Below are 16,618 nucleotides of genomic sequence, written 5' to 3'. Positions count from 1 at the left end.
AGGAAAGTCAAATGTGAACCTGTTTTAGGTTTATAAAGGGTGATGGATACACAGTAAAAAAAAAGAGGTACAGATGACTGCAAAAGATATTCATTCAACAGACACTACAGATGCAATCTCGTCGTTAACGCAAGGGGTATTATGTGCAGAAGAAGCGATATTCGACATCATTGAAAATGGTGAATGGTTTTATCGAGGTGAAATACTACCTGTTAAGTTTTGTAAGCTGTTTGCCACTATTTTAAATCGCATCGATGGTGAGTACTTTCTTATTACGCCTGTTGAAACATTGCGAGTAACCGTTGCTGAACAAGCGTTAATCATTGTTGACTATCAGCCTAAAAATGAAGCGGGATTCTGGCTTAAAACGAGTATTAATAGCGAACATAATATCGAAAGTTTTGAGCAGTTTGTTGTTGGTGAGGATAGCATTACCTTAACACTTGAACGAGGTATTGAAGCAAGGCTAAATCGAGCTTGTTATTATCGCTTTATCGATGCATTTATTGCCTAATGACGGTGATATTGACCCCGCTGATTTATCTTCATTCAACATAATGATTTATAAGCTGTTTGAATGAATGTGAGCAATAAGTGCTCATGAAGGCTAGTTTCTTTTAGTGTAAGTGATAAGATTAAATGAAGCCTATAGAGTCGTGGAGGTACTGATTGAATCGATTTGAGAGTCTGGGATATTTGGTGTCTCATTTGAATGTTGAGCTACAAAATTTATTAGATCAACGCCTTAGACGATACCAGTTAGATATTAAACTATGGCCAGTGTTGTTTTCATTATGGCAGGAGGAGGGCGTGACTCAAACCACGCTCTCTAAGCGTTGTGATGTTGCCAATTACACTATGACTCGGCTACTCGATCAATTACAACAGCAAGGTTTAATCACTCGGCATCAAGATGCTGAAAATCGCCGCGCCTTTCAAATATACCTCACCGATAGCGGTAAAGCGCTAGAGCAAGATTTAATCAGGGAAGCTGAAAGAGTCAATGAGGCGTTCTTAGATAACTTAGCGCAAGAAGAGCGACAAACTTTCTTAAAGCTGTTGAATAAAATCAATCGCTACTAGGTTGGTATCGCTGTAGGCTTTAGACAGTAACTCAATTTGGTTAACTTTTATTCTGTCTCTGTTTGTTTAGTTGTTGCCTGTTTAGCGGTTGCTTGTTTGGTTCTTGCTGGTTTAGTTCGGTTTATTGAATTTTACCCTCCCGCCTTAAATCATCTTTTTTCATTTAGCTCCTATTGGCTTAAATCGTGTTGCTCGCTAATCGCTATGACTATAATGAAGTCAATCGTCTAAGGAGTTTATATGAAATCGCTAATTATCACGCTATGCGCTGCATCATTATTAAGTGGCTGCTCAGCAAACGTCAATAAGCCAACACCTCAATCAAGTACACAGCCTCAAGCATCAACAACCGAATGTGCGGGCACTTTTATTAAAGCAATTAATTTGGCTAGTGGCTCAACGCTTGTTGTAACAGAGGGGCGCTTAGAGCCTCGCTCAATAGGTAGTGCGAGCGTTAAACTCTATCGAGATCTTTACGTGGGTGAATTTGTAGGTGCTGTAAGCTTTGTGCGTGATGGCACCATATTAAAAGCTGTTTTGATTGAAAATGGCACAGATAAACAAAAATTGTCGATAACAACAGTGACAGCAGGAAGTGGTAACTATCAAAACACTCAGTTGGTTTGTATTACAGGTGACAGCATTTCGTTATGCTAAATGTGGTGACATTATAGTTTTTAAGGGGTTAGCTATGTCGCGAGTACTGTTGCGTTAGTACTATTGCATTAGTACTGTAGCGTCAGTATTGCAGAGCTCGTGAGGCAGGGTTCGGATGATTAGACTGAGACATTTTAATGAAAGGTTTAGCTAAGAGCCTTTAATTAAGAACGCTTAACTTAAAGTGAGAAGAAATACGATGACCATACCGATAGCTAATATTCCCTGCTGAGTGAGTTGGCGGCTTCGATAGAGCTCTGTTTTCCCTTGTCTTAGGATGGTGACTAAGTGGTTTTGCTTATAAATCTGGCAGACCAGTTGCTCTGTCTTTGGATCAAGAAACAAGTGCAGTTTAGCCGGTTTTCCGTCATTCAGTACTAGGCTATGTTCACTCTGTTGGCCGAAATTGAGTTTACTTGAGACGCGCTTACCATTGATGTACATCTGCTCTAAACCAGACCAGTTACTGGCTTGTAACTCGATATTATCTTGGTTAAGTGCATATTTAAATGTCACCATCGCCTCGAACCTTTGTTATTGCAGGGGTCTTAATTCAAGCAGAGGTTCGCTATCTTTGCCAGTTCGAAATAGGCGTTATCAGTTTACAGTGCGCTATGTATTTGTTGCGACGAGTAATATCAATCACAAAAATATATATGAACGATAGACGAGTAAACGGGAGGCATAAAAATACCCAGCCAATTTGACTGGGTATTATTTTGCTAAGTATGAAACTATTAACAGGCTTACTTGGCAGCGTTAATTATGGCTCTTGCCATTTCGTCTGCTACATCCCCAGTTGTGCGGTTTTGCTCATCAGACTGCGCGAAAATGGTCAGTAAAGTGTTGTAGATCTCTTCTACCTTTGCAGTAGCTGCAGCTGCGTCGTAATCCTTTTCGAAAGAGACATTGATAATGCCACCAGCATTAATTACATAATCTGGTGCGTATAAAATGCCTAAATCTTTCAACATTTCACCGTGGCGAACTTCTGCTAGCTGGTTGTTAGCACAACCAGCAACAATGGTGGCTTTTAGCATAGGGATAGTGATGTCGTTAATCGTGGCACCTAACGCGCAAGGGGCGTAAATATCCACATCTTGATGATAGATATCTTGTGGCGCCACAACCGTTGCACCAAATTCAGTGGCGACTTTGTCTAACGATTCTTTATGAATATCGGTAACAATCAGCTCAGCGCCTTCAGCGTGCAGGTGACGACAAAGGTAATAGCCAACATGTCCAACGCCTTGTACTGAGATCTTTAAGCCTTTTAGGCTGTCTAAGCCACGCTGGTGCTTAACTGCAGCTTTAATACCTAAAAAGGTTCCTAAAGCTGTAAATGGAGATGGATCGCCACTTTTGCCTTCTAGGCCAGCCATATATGGCGTTTCTTGGTGCGCGATCATAATGTCGGCAGTTGATACACCAACATCCTCAGCTGAAAAGTATTTACCACCTAGAGTATGTATACAGCGGCCGAAAGCTCTGAATAGGGCTTCTCTATCCTGTACTTTTGGGTCAGCGATAATGACAGATTTACCTCCACCCATCGCTAAACCTGCCATCGCATTCTTATAGGTCATGCCGCGCGATAAGCGCAGTACGTCAGTGATGGCTTCGTCATCAGACTCATAGTTCCACATTCTGCAGCCACCAACGGCAGGTCCAAGATTCGTATTGTGGATGGCGATAATGGCTTTTAAGCCGCTTTCTTTATCATGACAAAAAACGACCTGTTCATGGTCGTCGAAAGAGATGTGATTAAAAACTGCCACTTGTTGATCTCCGCTGTGAGCATCGAATGACCGCCGCTGTGTGATTACAGGGTAGCCTACTTGTTATATTTATTGCAGAACGATAGCATTTAGGGATACTCTCAACAAAGTAAAGATTAGGATTATTTGTGATCTATCTGGCAATTTTGCTTTCCACCTTACGTTAACGTAAAGTATTAGCTTGATTAAAGCCTAACAGCTGTGCATGTTTTACTGTTCAGAGAAAGGGTAGAGATAAAAAATAACAATAAGAAAGGAAGTGTAAATGGCTGAACAAGCAGTAGACCAAGAACAACTAAGACAAGAATGGATTAGAACTCAGTTTCAAAAGGCGAATAAGTTTTTGGCTGAAAAGGGCATCATGCCTGATAAAGTTCACCCTGAAGAAAGCCGCTACTTAGCGCCTTATGTTGCTATTTGGAAAATCGATTCTAAAAAGCCGAATAAGAAAACATTTTGGGTGATGTCTGGTGATTTACCGTCTGATTATGTCGATATTAGTGTTGCCGCTACAGCACGTGATGCAGTTCGTCATTTTTCAATGATGTGGCAGATGCAGGCTGAAAATATTCAACGCTCGGGACTCACCAAAGATCCTGCTCAGGCAAAATTTGCCCAGCTGTTAATTTCTCGCGCAGAAAGCTTATATAAGATGCAAGCGGATGACAGCATCTGGGGCCCGAGCACTTAATTAGTTCGTCGCTCTTAAATAAAAAAGGCATCATTTTGATGCCTTTTTTATGCTTGTATTTTATCACGCCATTTAGTGAATCAAGTTTACTCACCGAAATACAAATAGCCTCGGTTCAGTAGCTCTAATAACAATATCTGCGTTGCAGGAGTCTGTATTAGCGCTGTGGCTTGTTCATTACTAAAGTAAAAAGATTCAGATAATAGCGTTACGTCAGCTTCAATCTCTTGCGGGTATTCAAATATTTCACCGTTAGCAAAAAATCGAGAGACAGTATCATTCTCTAACCTAAGCAGTTTCAATCCGCCTATGCGATAGAGAAGGGCACCTTGTTCGATATAATCATGAATATCTTCCGCGCTGTAGGCCTCTTCTGGTTCACAAATATCCAGTTCGAAACGATTTTGGCTAAGCATTTTACCTAATATAACCTGGTAACAAGTTGGGTCAGATGCGAGCTCGGTTACCAATGCCATCATACCTTGCTGGTGGGCTGTGCTAATTTCACTGGCGGTTTGTGGTTCATTACTCGATGTGAATCTTTTAAGCCCAAGGTTATTATCGATGAGAGCATCGGCGACTTCACTCAATAACTCTTGTTGGCTCGGGGCTCTAAAGCCGATTGAATAGCTCATTGCTAACGTCAATGTTTGACCTTGATGAGGGTAGCCAGGCGGGATATAGAGTAGATCGCCTTTTTCCAATACCACATCGATAATGGGCTCGAAGCCTTCGATTAATGGGGTGGTTGGATCATTATTTTTAGCCGCGTATTGGCCTTTATCACCTACAGTCCAGTGACGCTGGCCTTCGCCTTGAATAATAAATACATCATAGTTATCGATATGAGCGCCAACACCGCCACCAGGAGTGGCAAAAGACACCATTAAGTCATCAAAGCGCCAGTCAGGAATAAAACGAAATGCATTGATGAACTCGCTTGAATCTGGATGCCAATGGTTTAATGCCTGTACGAGTAGTTGCCAATTTTTTTCGCCAAATTGGTCGTAGTCTTCAAAGGGGCCATCAAGGATCTGCCAATCATTCTCTTTGGTAACAACGACTCGTGAAGCGACGGCTTCATCACAAGCAAGACCAGCAAGTTCATCTGGGCTAATGATATCTTCAAAGTTTGGAAAAGCATTTTTGATCAGAAGTGGTTTTTTTTGCCAATATTGGCTTAAAAATTCGCTGGTATCAAAGTTAAGACTAAACATAATCTGGGCGCTGCTCGCAATAGATGAAAAGTGGATAAAATAAAGGCGTTAAGCCTAAGCTTAACGCCTTATTAAAACCTTTAATAGTCAGTGGCTATCTAAAGGATTAAGTGAGCTATTAGTTTAACTCGTCAACAAAAGTTTCAGCACGGCCAATATAGTTAGCAGGTGTCATCTTCTTCAGTTCAACTTTCACTGTATCTGGAAGCTCAAGGCCATCGATAAATACGGCAAGCTGCTCACCGTCGATGCGCTTACCGCGAGTCAACTCTTTGAGCTTTTCGTATGGCTTTTCGATACCGTAACGACGCATAACCGTTTGCACAGGCTCAGCTAGCACTTCCCAGTTACCATCAAGCTCTTTGCGAAGCTGCTCTTCGTTAACTTGTAGCTTGCTAATCCCTTTCAATGTCGCTTGATAAGCGATTAGAGAGTGAGCTATACCAACACCTAAGTTACGTAGCACTGTTGAGTCAGTAAGGTCACGCTGCCAGCGAGATACGGGTAGCTTAGCCGCAAGGTGTTGCATCAAGGCGTTAGCAATACCTAAGTTACCTTCAGAGTTTTCAAAGTCGATTGGGTTAACTTTATGTGGCATGGTTGAAGAACCAATCTCACCGGCAATGGTCTTTTGCTTAAAGTGACCGAGTGCGATGTAACCCCAAATATCACGATCGAAATCGATCAAAATTGTGTTGAAACGTGCTAACGCATCAAACAGTTCTGCGATGTAATCGTGGGGCTCGATTTGAGTCGTGTATGGGTTCCAGTTAATGCCAAGGCTTGTCACGAAACGCTGTGACAGTGCATGCCAATCAACTTCTGGATAAGCAGAGATGTGAGCGTTGTAGTTACCTACCGCGCCGTTTAGCTTACCCATGATCTCAACGTTTGACACTTGAGTTAGCTGACGCTCTAGACGTACAGCAACGTTAGCCATCTCTTTACCAAGCGTTGAAGGAGACGCTGGTTGACCATGTGTACGAGACATCAATGGAACCGTTTTGTGCTCTTTTGCTAATGCTTTAATTGCATCAATAATGTTCTGGCAATATGGCACAACCACTTGCTCACGTGCTTCAGTCAACATTAAAGCGTGTGATAGGTTGTTAATGTCTTCAGAAGTACAAGCAAAGTGTACAAATTCGTCGATAGCAACAAGCTCTGCGTTATCAGCAATACGTTCTTTAATGAAGTACTCTACCGCTTTTACGTCATGGTTTGTTGTTGCTTCAATATCTTTTACGCGCTGAGCATCTGCTTCGCTAAAGTTATCTTTAATTTGATCAAGTAAAGCCAATGCTGCTTCACTAAAAGGTGGAACTTCTTCAATTTCTGGACAGCTAGAAAGCAGCTTTAGCCAGTTAATTTCGACTTGAACACGGTATTTGGTCAGGCCGTACTCGCTGAAAATCCCTCTTAATGAGGCGGTTTTACTACCATAACGACCGTCTACCGGAGAGATAGCAGTTAGTGCGGAAAGTTCCATTAGAAGCTCCTTGATGAACTTGACTTAAATATTATAGGGTGAGGCTTTTCATAGCTGTGTCTACTATTGTTTTTCTTGCAAAGACAAGGTGCCTACGCTTGCCTCCTAATTGACGCCATAACACTGCGCTACGCATGGCAGACAGTAATAGGGCGCGAATTTTTTGTTGTGTTTGGGTACGTTTTAGGAACTCTGGATTACCAGAGATCTGGAGTTTGGGACCAAGCTCGCTAATGATGTCGCTATAAATGCCGGCAAAATTAGCAATTACTTGCTCGTCAGTGATCTCAAAGTGGCTAAGCTGACGATGAATTTGATTGATGCGCTCAGACAACATGCCCATGGTATTAGAAGAGCGAGTGAGTTTTCGCTCCAAAGCAAGAATACCGACTAAATAGCGAGTCACCTCGACATCTTTTTGCTTGGCGTCACCAAGTTGGCTAACGATAAGCTCGTAGCCTTTTCTCAGTGCAACTTTGTCGGCATAAACATCGCTAGTGGTTTCTGGGTTCGTCACCAAAACCGATTGCAGGCTAGCTGCTAGCGCGTCTTTATCTGAGTCACCGTGCCTTGCAATATACTGAACTTGTGCCACCGCCTGTAATATCCCGGCAAAGGCCATAGTGCGTTCAAACAGCTGATCACTCATTGATTAATCTCTTATTAGTGCGTCAATAATCCCGCCACCTAGGCAGATCTCGCCGTCATAGAAAACGGCAGATTGTCCTGGTGTCACAGCAGCAACTGGCTCATCGAAAATGACACGTAACACATCGTCACTATCATAGGTTACGCTGCAAGGCACATCTTGTTGGCGATAACGGGTCTTAACCGTGATTTTTGAGCCGTCAGCAGGGCCTTTTCTATCTACCCAGTGTAATTGATTAGCAATTAAGCCATTTGACATTAGGCGAGGGTGATGACCACCTTGACCAACAATTAGCACGTTACGCACAAGATCTTTTTCAACCACGTACCATGGGTCTTCGTTACTGTTTTTAAGACCGCCAATGCCTAAGCCTTTGCGCTGACCTAGCGTGTGATACATCAAACCTTGGTGGGTTCCGATGACTTCGCCTTCACTGGTTTCGATATTACCGGGTTGGGCTGGCAAGAAAGTTTGTAGGAAATCGGTAAATTTACGTTCACCGATAAAGCAGATCCCGGTACTGTCTTTCTTATCGTGAGTAATTAGCCCCATTTCTTTGGCTATTTCACGCACTTCGCTTTTCTCTAATTCGCCTACAGGGAATAGTGAGCGAGCAACCTGCTCATGGCCAAGTGTATATAGGAAGTAGCTTTGGTCTTTATTACCGTCAATACCACGTAACATCTGGCTGGTGCCATCAATATCACGGCGGCGCACATAGTGGCCCATTGCAATGTAATCGGCATCTAAAATTTCATCTGCAAATTCGAGGAAAGCTTTAAACTTAATCTCTTTATTACACATGATATCCGGATTCGGCGTACGGCCAGCTTTGTACTCGGCAAGGAAATACTCGAATACATTGTCCCAGTATTCAGACGCAAAGTTAACGGTGTGCAGTTTAATGCCTAGTTTGTCACAAACAGCTTGTGCATCTTTAAGATCGTCAGCTGCTGCGCAATATTCATCCGTGTCATCTTCTTCCCAGTTCTTCATGAACAGGCCTTCAACCTGATAGCCCTGTTTCATTAACAGGTAGGCTGAAACTGATGAGTCTACACCACCGGACATGCCGACGATGACTTTTTTACCAAGATGAGAGGGTTCGATTGACGTCATAAATCTTAAAAAAACCTTTGTGATTACTGAATATTGCTGCGAATCGGTGGCTCGATGAATGGGTTTTACAATCGAGTGACCGTGTTCAAACCGCGGCTTTCTGCGGGTGCATATTCTATCACGCATTATGAAGCTGGGCTATCTAGCAAGTATTTATCTTTGAAGCTTTATTGTCATCAGTGTCGAATATTCACCCATGATGATTAAAAAGAAGAATAACTTAACAGAATAAATGAGTATGAATGCTATTTTAGTTTGGCTTTAAAGTGTATTAGCCTTTAGAAATAGTCATCATTAATAATGCTGAGGTCGTAATTTTTACCTGCCAAGTAATCGCTAATCGATTTGATCACCAAAGGGCTTCTCAGCTGGTTTGATAAGGCTTTTATCTCAGCAAACGAATACCACTTAAGCCCTATAATGGCGGGTTCTTCGGGTGTAGATAGCTTTACTTGGTCAAGTTTCAGGTGAAAGGTATAGCGAACAAATGCCAGCGAGTCACTGGCACTAAAATGATAGATCCCAACTAAACCTTGTGGTTGTATTCGTAAGCCGGTTTCCTCTTTAACTTCGCGGATACAGGCTGCAAGGATTGACTCATGGGGCTCTAAGTGACCGGCTGGTTGATTGTATTTGAGTTCACCCTCTATCAACTCTTCGACTAGCAGAAATTGCCCCTGAGCTTCGATAACACAAGCCACTGTGGTGTTAGGTTTATAGCGCTCTGTCATTGCCTGTTACTCACATTGCTGGTCACTCACATTGATAGTTATTTCATATCAAGTTGACGATATTCACCGTTTTGTAGGCCATCTAGACTCCATTGACCTATTTTATAGCGGATTAATCTTAACGTTGGAAAACCAATATGAGCAGTCATGCGTCTCACTTGACGATTACGGCCTTCGCATATCTGTATCTCTAACCAAGTCGTCGGAATATTCGCTCTTTCACGAATTGGCGGTGTACGCGGCCATATAGCAGGGTTATCCATGATGCAAATTTTAGCGGGTAATGTCATACCGTCTTTCAATTCAACACCTTGACGAAGCTTTTCAAGATCGCTCTCACCGGGGGCTCCTTCAACCTGAGCCCAATAGGTCTTATAGGTTTTCTTTTTAGGCTCGGTGATTTGCGATTGCAGCTTACCGTCATTGGTCAATAATAGTAGCCCTTCACTGTCTCTATCGAGTCTGCCAGCGGCATAAACGTCAGGCACTGGAATATAGTCTTTTAACGTTTTACGCCCTTGCTCATCGGTAAATTGGCAAAGAACATCAAATGGTTTGTTAAATAGTACGATCACTGGGTTGGCAACGGTTTTTGCTACTTGGGTGTTTGCATGTGGCTTCGCACGTGGCTTGGCATTAGATCTGCTATTGGGATTGCTGCCAACTTTACCATCGAGTTGAGAACGGTAAGTCGATTTATTCGCCGTTTTAGCGCTAAAGCCCGAAATGTGATTGTTATTTCGGCTATTGGTGGTCTTGGCTGACTTTTTTGAAAATGCTTGTGTCACGGCGGCGATACTTTTCATCTATGAAGGACTATTTAATCTATTGTACTGTTCATTCGCCAATAGTGGAATTTGAATATTGCGTGGAATGTTTTATGATGTCGACAATTAAAAAGTGTGATCCGCAACCAGTTAATCTTATTTGTGAGAGGTGTCGCGAATAAAGGTTCTGGCTTATCACACACAAGATCGCATAAATTATCGCTAACAATACAAAGTGATAGGGTAGGACTGCCACAGCTTTTCAATCGTAGAAATAGACAATAATTATTATAAAAATCTTAAAATTAAATCAATGTAGGACACAAAATGAACGATAAAACATCAACGATCATCTATACCGAAACGGACGAAGCCCCAGCTCTAGCGACATTATCTTTGTTACCACTTATCCAAAAGTTTACCCAAACTGCCGGCGTTGACGTAGAAACCCGTGATATTTCTCTTTCTGGTCGTGTGATTGCAAATTTCCCTGAAAACCTAACTGCAGAGCAGCGTATTAGTGACGCACTTGCTGAATTAGGCGAATTAGCAAAAAAACCAGAAGCTAACATTATCAAACTGCCTAACATTAGCGCATCGATTCCACAGCTTAAGGCTTGTATCCTTGAATTACAGAATAAAGGATATGACATCCCCAACTATCCTGATGAACCTACTAATGACGTAGAAAAAGAGATCCAATCTCGCTACGACAAAATAAAGGGCAGCGCAGTAAACCCAGTGTTGCGTGAAGGTAACTCAGATCGCCGTGCGCCAGGGTCTGTGAAGAAGTTTGCTCAGAAAAACCCGCATTCAATGGGCAAGTGGTTAGCGGACTCTAAGTCACACGTTGCACATATGAGCGAAGGTGATTTTTACGGCAGTGAAAAATCAGTAACCGTTGCCGATGCGGGTAGTGTATCCATTGTCTTGAATAAGGCTGATGGGTCTGAGCAAGTATTGCGCACTGCAATTGCTTTGCAAGCGGGTGAGGTGATTGACTCGGCTGTGATGAGCAAAAAAGCACTAGTTGATTTTTATGAACGCGAAACCAATCTCGCTAAAGAGCAGGATGTTTTATTGTCCTTGCACTTAAAAGCGACGATGATGAAAGTGTCTGATCCCATTCTATTTGGCCACGCGGTTAAAGTTTATTACAAAGACGTTTTCGCCAAACACGGTGAGTTATTTGAAGAGTTGGGTGTCGATGTTAATAATGGTTTGGGCGATGTCTACGCCAAAATAGCCACATTACCAAGCGATCAAAAAGCGGCAATCGAAGCTGATCTTGCAGAAGTTTATAGCCATCGTGCTGAGCTCGCCATGGTCGATTCAGACAGAGGGATCACCAACCTACATGTACCAAGTGATGTGATTATTGATGCGTCAATGCCTGCGGCTATTCGTACGTCTGGTCAAATGTGGGGGCCAGATGGCCAACTAAAAGACATGAAAGCAATGATCCCAGATCGTTGTTATGCCGGTGTTTATCAAGAAACTATCGATTTTTGTATTAATAATGGTGCGTTCAATCCAAGCACTATGGGCAGCGTGCCAAACGTTGGCCTTATGGCACAAAAAGCGGAAGAGTACGGTAGCCACGATAAGACATTTGAAATTGCAGCTGCAGGCACGGTTAACATCGTTGACCAAAACGGCAAGGTGTTAATGTCACACGATGTTGAAGCGGGCGATATTTTCAGAATGTGTCAGGTGAAAGACGCACCCATCCGTGATTGGGTAAAACTTGCCGTTAATCGTTCACGTTTATCTGCAACGCCAGCGGTATTTTGGTTGGATGCTGCCCGCGCTCATGATGCTGAAATCATCAAGAAAGTGGAGCTTTACCTACAAGATCTCGATACAAATGGCCTTGAGCTTCACATTATGTCACCGGTTGAAGCGACTCGTTTCACACTGGACCGCGTGAAAGCGGGTAAAGATACGATCTCGGTAACGGGTAACGTATTACGTGATTATCTGACTGACCTTTTCCCTATTCTTGAGCTAGGAACAAGCGCGAAAATGCTTTCAATCGTGCCACTCATGAATGGTGGTGGATTATTTGAGACTGGCGCGGGCGGTAGTGCACCTAAGCACGTCCAGCAGGTTGAGAAAGAAGGTCACCTGCGCTGGGACTCATTAGGCGAGTTCCTTGCACTAGCCGCGTCGCTAGAGCACCTAAGCCAAACTACGGATAATTGCAAAGCACAAGTGCTGGCAGATACGCTAGATATTGCAATCGGTCAATTCTTAGATTGCAATAAGTCGCCATCTCGCCGTGTGGGTGAGCTTGATAACCGAGGTAGCCATTTCTACTTAGCAATGTACTGGGCGCAGGCTCTTGCTGCACAAACTGCAGATCCTCAGTTACAAGCTGAATTTAGTGCTTTGGCAGAGTCGTTAACTAACAATGAAGCAAAGATTGTTAGCGAACTCAACAGTGTTCAAGGTCCGGCAGTTGATTTAGGCGGTTACTACCGTTTAGACGCGGCTAAAGCTGAAACAGCAATGCGACCTAGCGCAACGCTCAATAGCATTGTTGGCTAAAGCGCTTGATCAATGCTTAAACACAAAGGCCTGCATTCATGCAGGCCTTTTTATTTGAGAACTGTTTATTGAGAGACGGTTATTGACTAACGGCTATTGAGAAAGTTTAGGCAATAAAAAAGCAGAGTAGCTAACTACTCTGCTTTTTTGTTTCTCTCCAACTTAATACCAAGCTAAATAAGTATCTGAATACTTGCTTATCTAGATGCTTACCTAGATAGGTATTAGTTCGTTGGCGATATTGCTGACGCGTGCATACCTTTTGGACCTGCTTCTACTTCAAAACTGACTGGTTGGCCTGCTTTTAGAGTTCGATAGCCTTCCATTTCAATGGTAGAATAGTGTGCAAAAACATCTTCACCGCCAGCATCAGGGCATATAAACCCGAATCCTTTGGCGTTGTTGAACCATTTAACAGTTCCGCTTGCCATACTTCCACTTCCTTCTGTTGTTCACTTCCCAGTAAGATAGTAAAACTTATCAGCGGGGAAACTCCTCGCTTAATGAACAGAATGAAAGCTGGATAAGTGGTTGTCAAGATAAAGTTAACAAAAAGATAACATTTTTTAACAAGTCGTACCTGAGTATAATTTGATAGAATTTGTTCAACAAACAGACTGAGTTACATAATCGATTGGTACAAGCCAAGACTAGAGGCTAATATTGGGATATGAGTAGAACAGAAAACATTGAACATGTAGAAGAGAGTGTTGAAGCCGAATTTAAACAGCCTTCTATGTATAAAGTTGTTTTAAACAATGATGATTACACACCGATGGACTTTGTCATTGAGATTTTACAACTGTTTTTTAAGAAAGATGAGCAGCAAGCAACGGAAATCATGCTGGCAATTCATCATAAAGGCAAAGGGATCTGTGGAATTTACCCCTTTGGAATTGCAGAAACTAAGGTTGCGCAAGTAAATCAATTTGCAAGACAAAACCAACATCCGTTACTGTGTTCATTAGAGGAAGCCTAATTGGGTTCGCTCTGTTGTTAATTTTTTTAGGGGGTGCTTATGTTAAATAAAGATCTTGAAGTCACCTTAAACCTGGCTTTTCAACAAGCCAGAGATGCACGTCATGAATACATGACGGTAGAGCATCTATTGTTGGCGTTAATCGATAATCCTGCCGCACAAGAGGCGTTAGTTGCTTGCGGAGCAAATTTAGAAAAACTCAGGGATGAAGTGGCTAGCTTCATTCAACAAACGACTCCGATTATTTCCGATCCAGAAGACGAAAAAGAAACTCAACCAACGCTTGGTTTTCAACGTGTTTTACAAAGAGCGGTGTTTCATGTGCAGTCTTCAGGGCGCAATGAAGTCAATGGTGCCAACGTCTTAGTTGCCATTTTTAGTGAGCAAGAATCTCAAGCTGTTTACCTGCTGCGCACAGGCGATGTGACACGTTTAGATGTTGTTAATTTTATTTCTCATGGTTTTTCAAAAAACGATATCGATACCGACTCTGAACCTAATAGGAGCGAGGAGCAAACTGAGGCAGAAGAAGAGCGCAGTATCTTGTCACAGTTTACCGCTAACCTAAATGAATTAGCCAAGAGCGGCAGTATAGACCCACTTATTGGCCGCACAGAAGAGATTGAGCGTTCGATTCAAATTCTTTGCCGTCGCCGTAAGAATAACCCATTGCTTGTCGGTGAAGCGGGGGTGGGTAAAACGGCAATAGCCGAAGGCTTAGCTTATCGTATCGTCAAGCAAGAAGTACCTGAAGTGATGAGTCAGGCCACTGTCTATTCGCTCGACTTAGGTGCGCTGCTCGCGGGTACAAAATACCGCGGCGACTTTGAAAAACGCTTTAAAGGTTTGCTAAAAGAGCTGGCAAATGACGAACATGCGATATTGTTTATCGATGAGATCCACACCATTATTGGTGCAGGCTCCGCGTCAGGCGGCGTCATGGATGCCTCTAATTTGCTAAAGCCGTTGTTATCTGGCGGCAAGTTACGTTGCATGGGCTCAACAACGTTCCAAGAGTATCAAAGTATTTTTGAAAAAGATCGTGCCTTAGCCCGTCGATTCCAAAAAGTGGATATTAACGAGCCCTCGGTTGCTGAGACCACCAAGATTTTACAAGGTCTTAAGTCAAAGTACGAAGAGCACCATAATGTGCGTTACACCATGGCTGCGCTGAGTGTGGCGGCGAAATTGTCCGACAAGCACATCAATGATAGACATCTACCTGATAAGGCCATTGACGTGATTGATGAAGCGGGGGCGCGTATGGCGATGCAGCCAGCGAGCAAACGTAAAAAGACCATTGGTCAGTCAGAAATTGAATCGATTATCGCGAAGATGGCGCGGATCCCTGAGAAGTCCGTATCGAGCTCTGACAAGGATATGCTTAAAAACCTTGAGCGTAACCTTAAGATGGTCGTGTTTGGTCAAGATATGGCGATTGAAGGGCTTAGCTCTGCGATTCGCTTGTCTCGAAGTGGACTCAGTGGCGAAAACAAACCAGTGGGTAGCTTTTTGTTTGCAGGCCCTACTGGTGTGGGTAAGACCGAGGTGACCAGCCAGTTAGCCAAGTGCTTAAGCCTTAATCTCGTTCGTTTCGATATGTCTGAATACATGGAAAGTCATACGGTATCGCGTCTAATTGGTGCGCCGCCAGGTTATGTTGGTTATGACCAAGGTGGATTACTCACTGATGCTGTGATTAAAAACCCGCACTGCGTAGTGCTTCTCGATGAGATTGAAAAAGCTCACCCAGATGTTTACAACTTACTATTGCAGGTAATGGATCACGGTACCTTGACTGACAATAATGGTCGCAAGGCTGATTTTAGACACGTCACCCTAGTGATGACCACCAATGCGGGTGTACAAGAAACCATCCGTAAGTCTATAGGCTTTAAGCAGCAGGATCATACTCAGGATGCGTTATCGGAAATCAATAAGGTGTTTTCACCTGAATTCCGTAACCGTTTAGATTCAATTATCTGGTTTAACCACTTAGATATGACGGTGATTGCGAAAGTGGTTGATAAGTTCTTAGTTGAATTGCAAGCGCAGCTCGATGATAAGTCAGTGACACTCGAAGTGAGTGATGAAGCTCGAACATTACTGGCTGAGAAAGGCTATGACAAGTCCATGGGCGCGCGTCCAATGGCCAGAGTCGTGACTGAACTGATTAAGCGACCATTAGCCGATGAAATCTTATTTGGTGAACTTGAGAAGGGCGGTATTGCTCGGGTTGACACTAAGGGAGATGAGATAGTTATCACCACTGAATCGTTAGAGAAAGTGACGCACTAACCTTGGTTTATACCAATCAGTATAAGCTAGGGTATTGAATGTACCTTGTATGAGTCAGTAACCCGTTTACTGGCTCCATGCACGAGCATAATGAACAGGTTCATTGCACCATCAATCAATGCAGTGTATCGAGTCATTATGATGATAGGGGGGGATTATAGCTGTAGTTCAGATCCAACTATTGATACTAAAAACGACACAAAAAATCGAACACAGAAATAGAAGACAACAAAAAGCCGGCGCGAGCCGGCTTTTTTATAATTTACGTTACATAGGCTAATAACTTAGCGTGCACGGAAGACGATGCGTCCTTTGCTCAAATCGTAAGGTGTTAACTGAACCGTTACCTTGTCACCCGTAAGAATACGGATGTAGTTTTTACGCATTTTTCCTGAAATGTGTGCCGTTACGACATGACCATTTTCAAGTTCTACACGAAACATTGTATTTGGCAAGGTTTCAAGGATTGTGCCTTGCATTTCAATGTTGTCTTCTTTCGCCATTAATCAGTTATCCTGTTAGCCTTCAAATAATAAAACGGGCATATCATGCCGCAAATTAACCCAACTGTAAAGCAATGGTTGAGTATATACGCTATCTGTAGCTTCGT

The 16,618-nt window shown here is 42.9% G+C and carries 17 protein-coding genes; 7 read left to right on the top strand and 10 right to left on the bottom strand.

The window, feature by feature from the left end:
* The first annotated feature begins 73 nt into the window (after positions 1-73).
* From ACVBIU_RS15760 to ACVBIU_RS15750, 3 genes are all read left to right on the top strand, one after another.
* The gene (locus tag ACVBIU_RS15760; RefSeq protein WP_447164214.1) at positions 74-514 is read left to right on the top strand and encodes a DUF1285 domain-containing protein; all 441 of its coding nucleotides are present in this window, start codon (positions 74-76) and stop codon (positions 512-514) included.
* Between the two features lie 155 nt (positions 515-669).
* On the top strand, positions 670-1,083 hold the full coding sequence (locus ACVBIU_RS15755) for a MarR family winged helix-turn-helix transcriptional regulator (protein ID WP_447159999.1): 414 nt from the start codon (positions 670-672) through the stop codon (positions 1,081-1,083).
* Between the two features lie 240 nt (positions 1,084-1,323).
* Positions 1,324-1,740, top strand: a complete 417-nt coding sequence (locus ACVBIU_RS15750; protein ID WP_447164215.1) for a PliI family lysozyme inhibitor of I-type lysozyme — start codon at positions 1,324-1,326, stop codon at positions 1,738-1,740.
* Positions 1,741-1,914: 174 nt separating this feature from the next.
* Here ACVBIU_RS15750 and ACVBIU_RS15745 read toward each other — a convergent pair whose 3' ends face one another.
* Together ACVBIU_RS15745 and ACVBIU_RS15740 are read right to left on the bottom strand one after the other, a co-directional pair.
* Complete coding sequence (locus ACVBIU_RS15745) at positions 1,915-2,259, bottom strand: hypothetical protein (protein WP_447159997.1); 345 nt, start codon at positions 2,257-2,259, stop codon at positions 1,915-1,917.
* 227 nt (positions 2,260-2,486) lie between these two features.
* Positions 2,487-3,518: a Glu/Leu/Phe/Val dehydrogenase dimerization domain-containing protein gene (locus ACVBIU_RS15740; protein WP_447159996.1), complete on the bottom strand. Its 1,032-nt coding sequence runs from the start codon at positions 3,516-3,518 to the stop codon at positions 2,487-2,489.
* Positions 3,519-3,783: 265 nt separating this feature from the next.
* Here ACVBIU_RS15740 and ACVBIU_RS15735 point away from each other — a divergent pair, with 265 nt between their 5' ends.
* Positions 3,784-4,209 carry a DUF4826 family protein gene (locus ACVBIU_RS15735; RefSeq protein WP_447159995.1) on the top strand — a complete coding sequence of 142 codons (426 nt, stop codon included), beginning with the start codon at positions 3,784-3,786 and terminating at the stop codon, positions 4,207-4,209.
* 86 nt (positions 4,210-4,295) lie between these two features.
* On the opposite strand, the gene ACVBIU_RS15730 is transcribed toward ACVBIU_RS15735, so the two are convergent.
* The 6 genes from ACVBIU_RS15730 to ACVBIU_RS15705 all read right to left on the bottom strand — a co-directional run bounded on the left by ACVBIU_RS15730 (position 4,296) and on the right by ACVBIU_RS15705 (position 10,220).
* Positions 4,296-5,426 carry a ribosomal protein uL16 3-hydroxylase gene (locus ACVBIU_RS15730; RefSeq protein WP_447164216.1) on the bottom strand — a complete coding sequence of 377 codons (1,131 nt, stop codon included), beginning with the start codon at positions 5,424-5,426 and terminating at the stop codon, positions 4,296-4,298.
* A 118-nt stretch (positions 5,427-5,544) separates the two neighbouring features.
* Positions 5,545-6,915, bottom strand: a complete 1,371-nt coding sequence (gene purB / locus ACVBIU_RS15725; RefSeq protein WP_447164217.1) for an adenylosuccinate lyase — start codon at positions 6,913-6,915, stop codon at positions 5,545-5,547.
* A 31-nt stretch (positions 6,916-6,946) separates the two neighbouring features.
* Positions 6,947-7,564, bottom strand: a complete 618-nt coding sequence (gene hflD, locus ACVBIU_RS15720) for a high frequency lysogenization protein HflD (protein ID WP_447159992.1) — start codon at positions 7,562-7,564, stop codon at positions 6,947-6,949.
* Between the two features lie 3 nt (positions 7,565-7,567).
* Entirely contained in the window at positions 7,568-8,683 is a 1,116-nt protein-coding gene (gene mnmA, locus ACVBIU_RS15715; protein WP_447159991.1) for a tRNA 2-thiouridine(34) synthase MnmA, read from the bottom strand.
* A gap of 278 nt (positions 8,684-8,961) precedes the next feature.
* Complete coding sequence (locus ACVBIU_RS15710) at positions 8,962-9,414, bottom strand: NUDIX hydrolase (protein WP_447164218.1); 453 nt, start codon at positions 9,412-9,414, stop codon at positions 8,962-8,964.
* Positions 9,415-9,452: 38 nt separating this feature from the next.
* The gene (locus ACVBIU_RS15705) at positions 9,453-10,220 is read right to left on the bottom strand and encodes an rRNA large subunit pseudouridine synthase E (RefSeq protein ID WP_447164219.1); all 768 of its coding nucleotides are present in this window, start codon (positions 10,218-10,220) and stop codon (positions 9,453-9,455) included.
* A 288-nt stretch (positions 10,221-10,508) separates the two neighbouring features.
* Here ACVBIU_RS15705 and ACVBIU_RS15700 point away from each other — a divergent pair, with 288 nt between their 5' ends.
* Positions 10,509-12,731: an NADP-dependent isocitrate dehydrogenase gene (locus tag ACVBIU_RS15700; RefSeq protein WP_447164220.1), complete on the top strand. Its 2,223-nt coding sequence runs from the start codon at positions 10,509-10,511 to the stop codon at positions 12,729-12,731.
* Between the two features lie 224 nt (positions 12,732-12,955).
* On the opposite strand, the gene cspD is transcribed toward ACVBIU_RS15700, so the two are convergent.
* Positions 12,956-13,162 carry a cold shock domain-containing protein CspD gene (cspD, locus tag ACVBIU_RS15695; protein ID WP_012155761.1) on the bottom strand — a complete coding sequence of 69 codons (207 nt, stop codon included), beginning with the start codon at positions 13,160-13,162 and terminating at the stop codon, positions 12,956-12,958.
* A 239-nt stretch (positions 13,163-13,401) separates the two neighbouring features.
* Between cspD and clpS the strand changes: the two genes are divergently transcribed.
* Positions 13,402-13,710: an ATP-dependent Clp protease adapter ClpS gene (gene clpS / locus ACVBIU_RS15690; protein WP_447159987.1), complete on the top strand. Its 309-nt coding sequence runs from the start codon at positions 13,402-13,404 to the stop codon at positions 13,708-13,710.
* Positions 13,711-13,749: 39 nt separating this feature from the next.
* The gene (clpA, locus tag ACVBIU_RS15685) at positions 13,750-16,008 is read left to right on the top strand and encodes an ATP-dependent Clp protease ATP-binding subunit ClpA (protein WP_447164221.1); all 2,259 of its coding nucleotides are present in this window, start codon (positions 13,750-13,752) and stop codon (positions 16,006-16,008) included.
* Between the two features lie 284 nt (positions 16,009-16,292).
* Here clpA and infA read toward each other — a convergent pair whose 3' ends face one another.
* Entirely contained in the window at positions 16,293-16,511 is a 219-nt protein-coding gene (gene infA, locus ACVBIU_RS15680) for a translation initiation factor IF-1 (RefSeq protein ID WP_026959988.1), read from the bottom strand.
* Positions 16,512-16,618: the final 107 nt, after the last annotated feature.

Source organism: Shewanella sp. 30m-14, from assembly GCF_052977125.1.
Note: the sequence above shows the minus strand (reverse complement) of the source record. Positions and strands in the feature narration are given on the sequence as shown.

Coding starts and splice junctions, on each gene's coding strand:
- purB (WP_447164217.1), bottom strand. CDS start 6,915: ATGGAACTTTCCGCACTAACTGCTATCTCTCCGGTAGACGGTCGTTAT.
- hflD (WP_447159992.1), bottom strand. CDS start 7,564: ATGAGTGATCAGCTGTTTGAACGCACTATGGCCTTTGCCGGGATATTA.
- ACVBIU_RS15745 (WP_447159997.1), bottom strand. CDS start 2,259: ATGGTGACATTTAAATATGCACTTAACCAAGATAATATCGAGTTACAA.
- cspD (WP_012155761.1), bottom strand. CDS start 13,162: ATGGCAAGCGGAACTGTTAAATGGTTCAACAACGCCAAAGGATTCGGG.
- clpA (WP_447164221.1), top strand. CDS start 13,750: ATGTTAAATAAAGATCTTGAAGTCACCTTAAACCTGGCTTTTCAACAA.
- infA (WP_026959988.1), bottom strand. CDS start 16,511: ATGGCGAAAGAAGACAACATTGAAATGCAAGGCACAATCCTTGAAACC.
- ACVBIU_RS15735 (WP_447159995.1), top strand. CDS start 3,784: ATGGCTGAACAAGCAGTAGACCAAGAACAACTAAGACAAGAATGGATT.
- ACVBIU_RS15730 (WP_447164216.1), bottom strand. CDS start 5,426: ATGTTTAGTCTTAACTTTGATACCAGCGAATTTTTAAGCCAATATTGG.
- ACVBIU_RS15760 (WP_447164214.1), top strand. CDS start 74: ATGACTGCAAAAGATATTCATTCAACAGACACTACAGATGCAATCTCG.
- clpS (WP_447159987.1), top strand. CDS start 13,402: ATGAGTAGAACAGAAAACATTGAACATGTAGAAGAGAGTGTTGAAGCC.
- ACVBIU_RS15705 (WP_447164219.1), bottom strand. CDS start 10,220: ATGAAAAGTATCGCCGCCGTGACACAAGCATTTTCAAAAAAGTCAGCC.
- ACVBIU_RS15710 (WP_447164218.1), bottom strand. CDS start 9,414: ATGACAGAGCGCTATAAACCTAACACCACAGTGGCTTGTGTTATCGAA.
- ACVBIU_RS15700 (WP_447164220.1), top strand. CDS start 10,509: ATGAACGATAAAACATCAACGATCATCTATACCGAAACGGACGAAGCC.
- ACVBIU_RS15750 (WP_447164215.1), top strand. CDS start 1,324: ATGAAATCGCTAATTATCACGCTATGCGCTGCATCATTATTAAGTGGC.
- mnmA (WP_447159991.1), bottom strand. CDS start 8,683: ATGACGTCAATCGAACCCTCTCATCTTGGTAAAAAAGTCATCGTCGGC.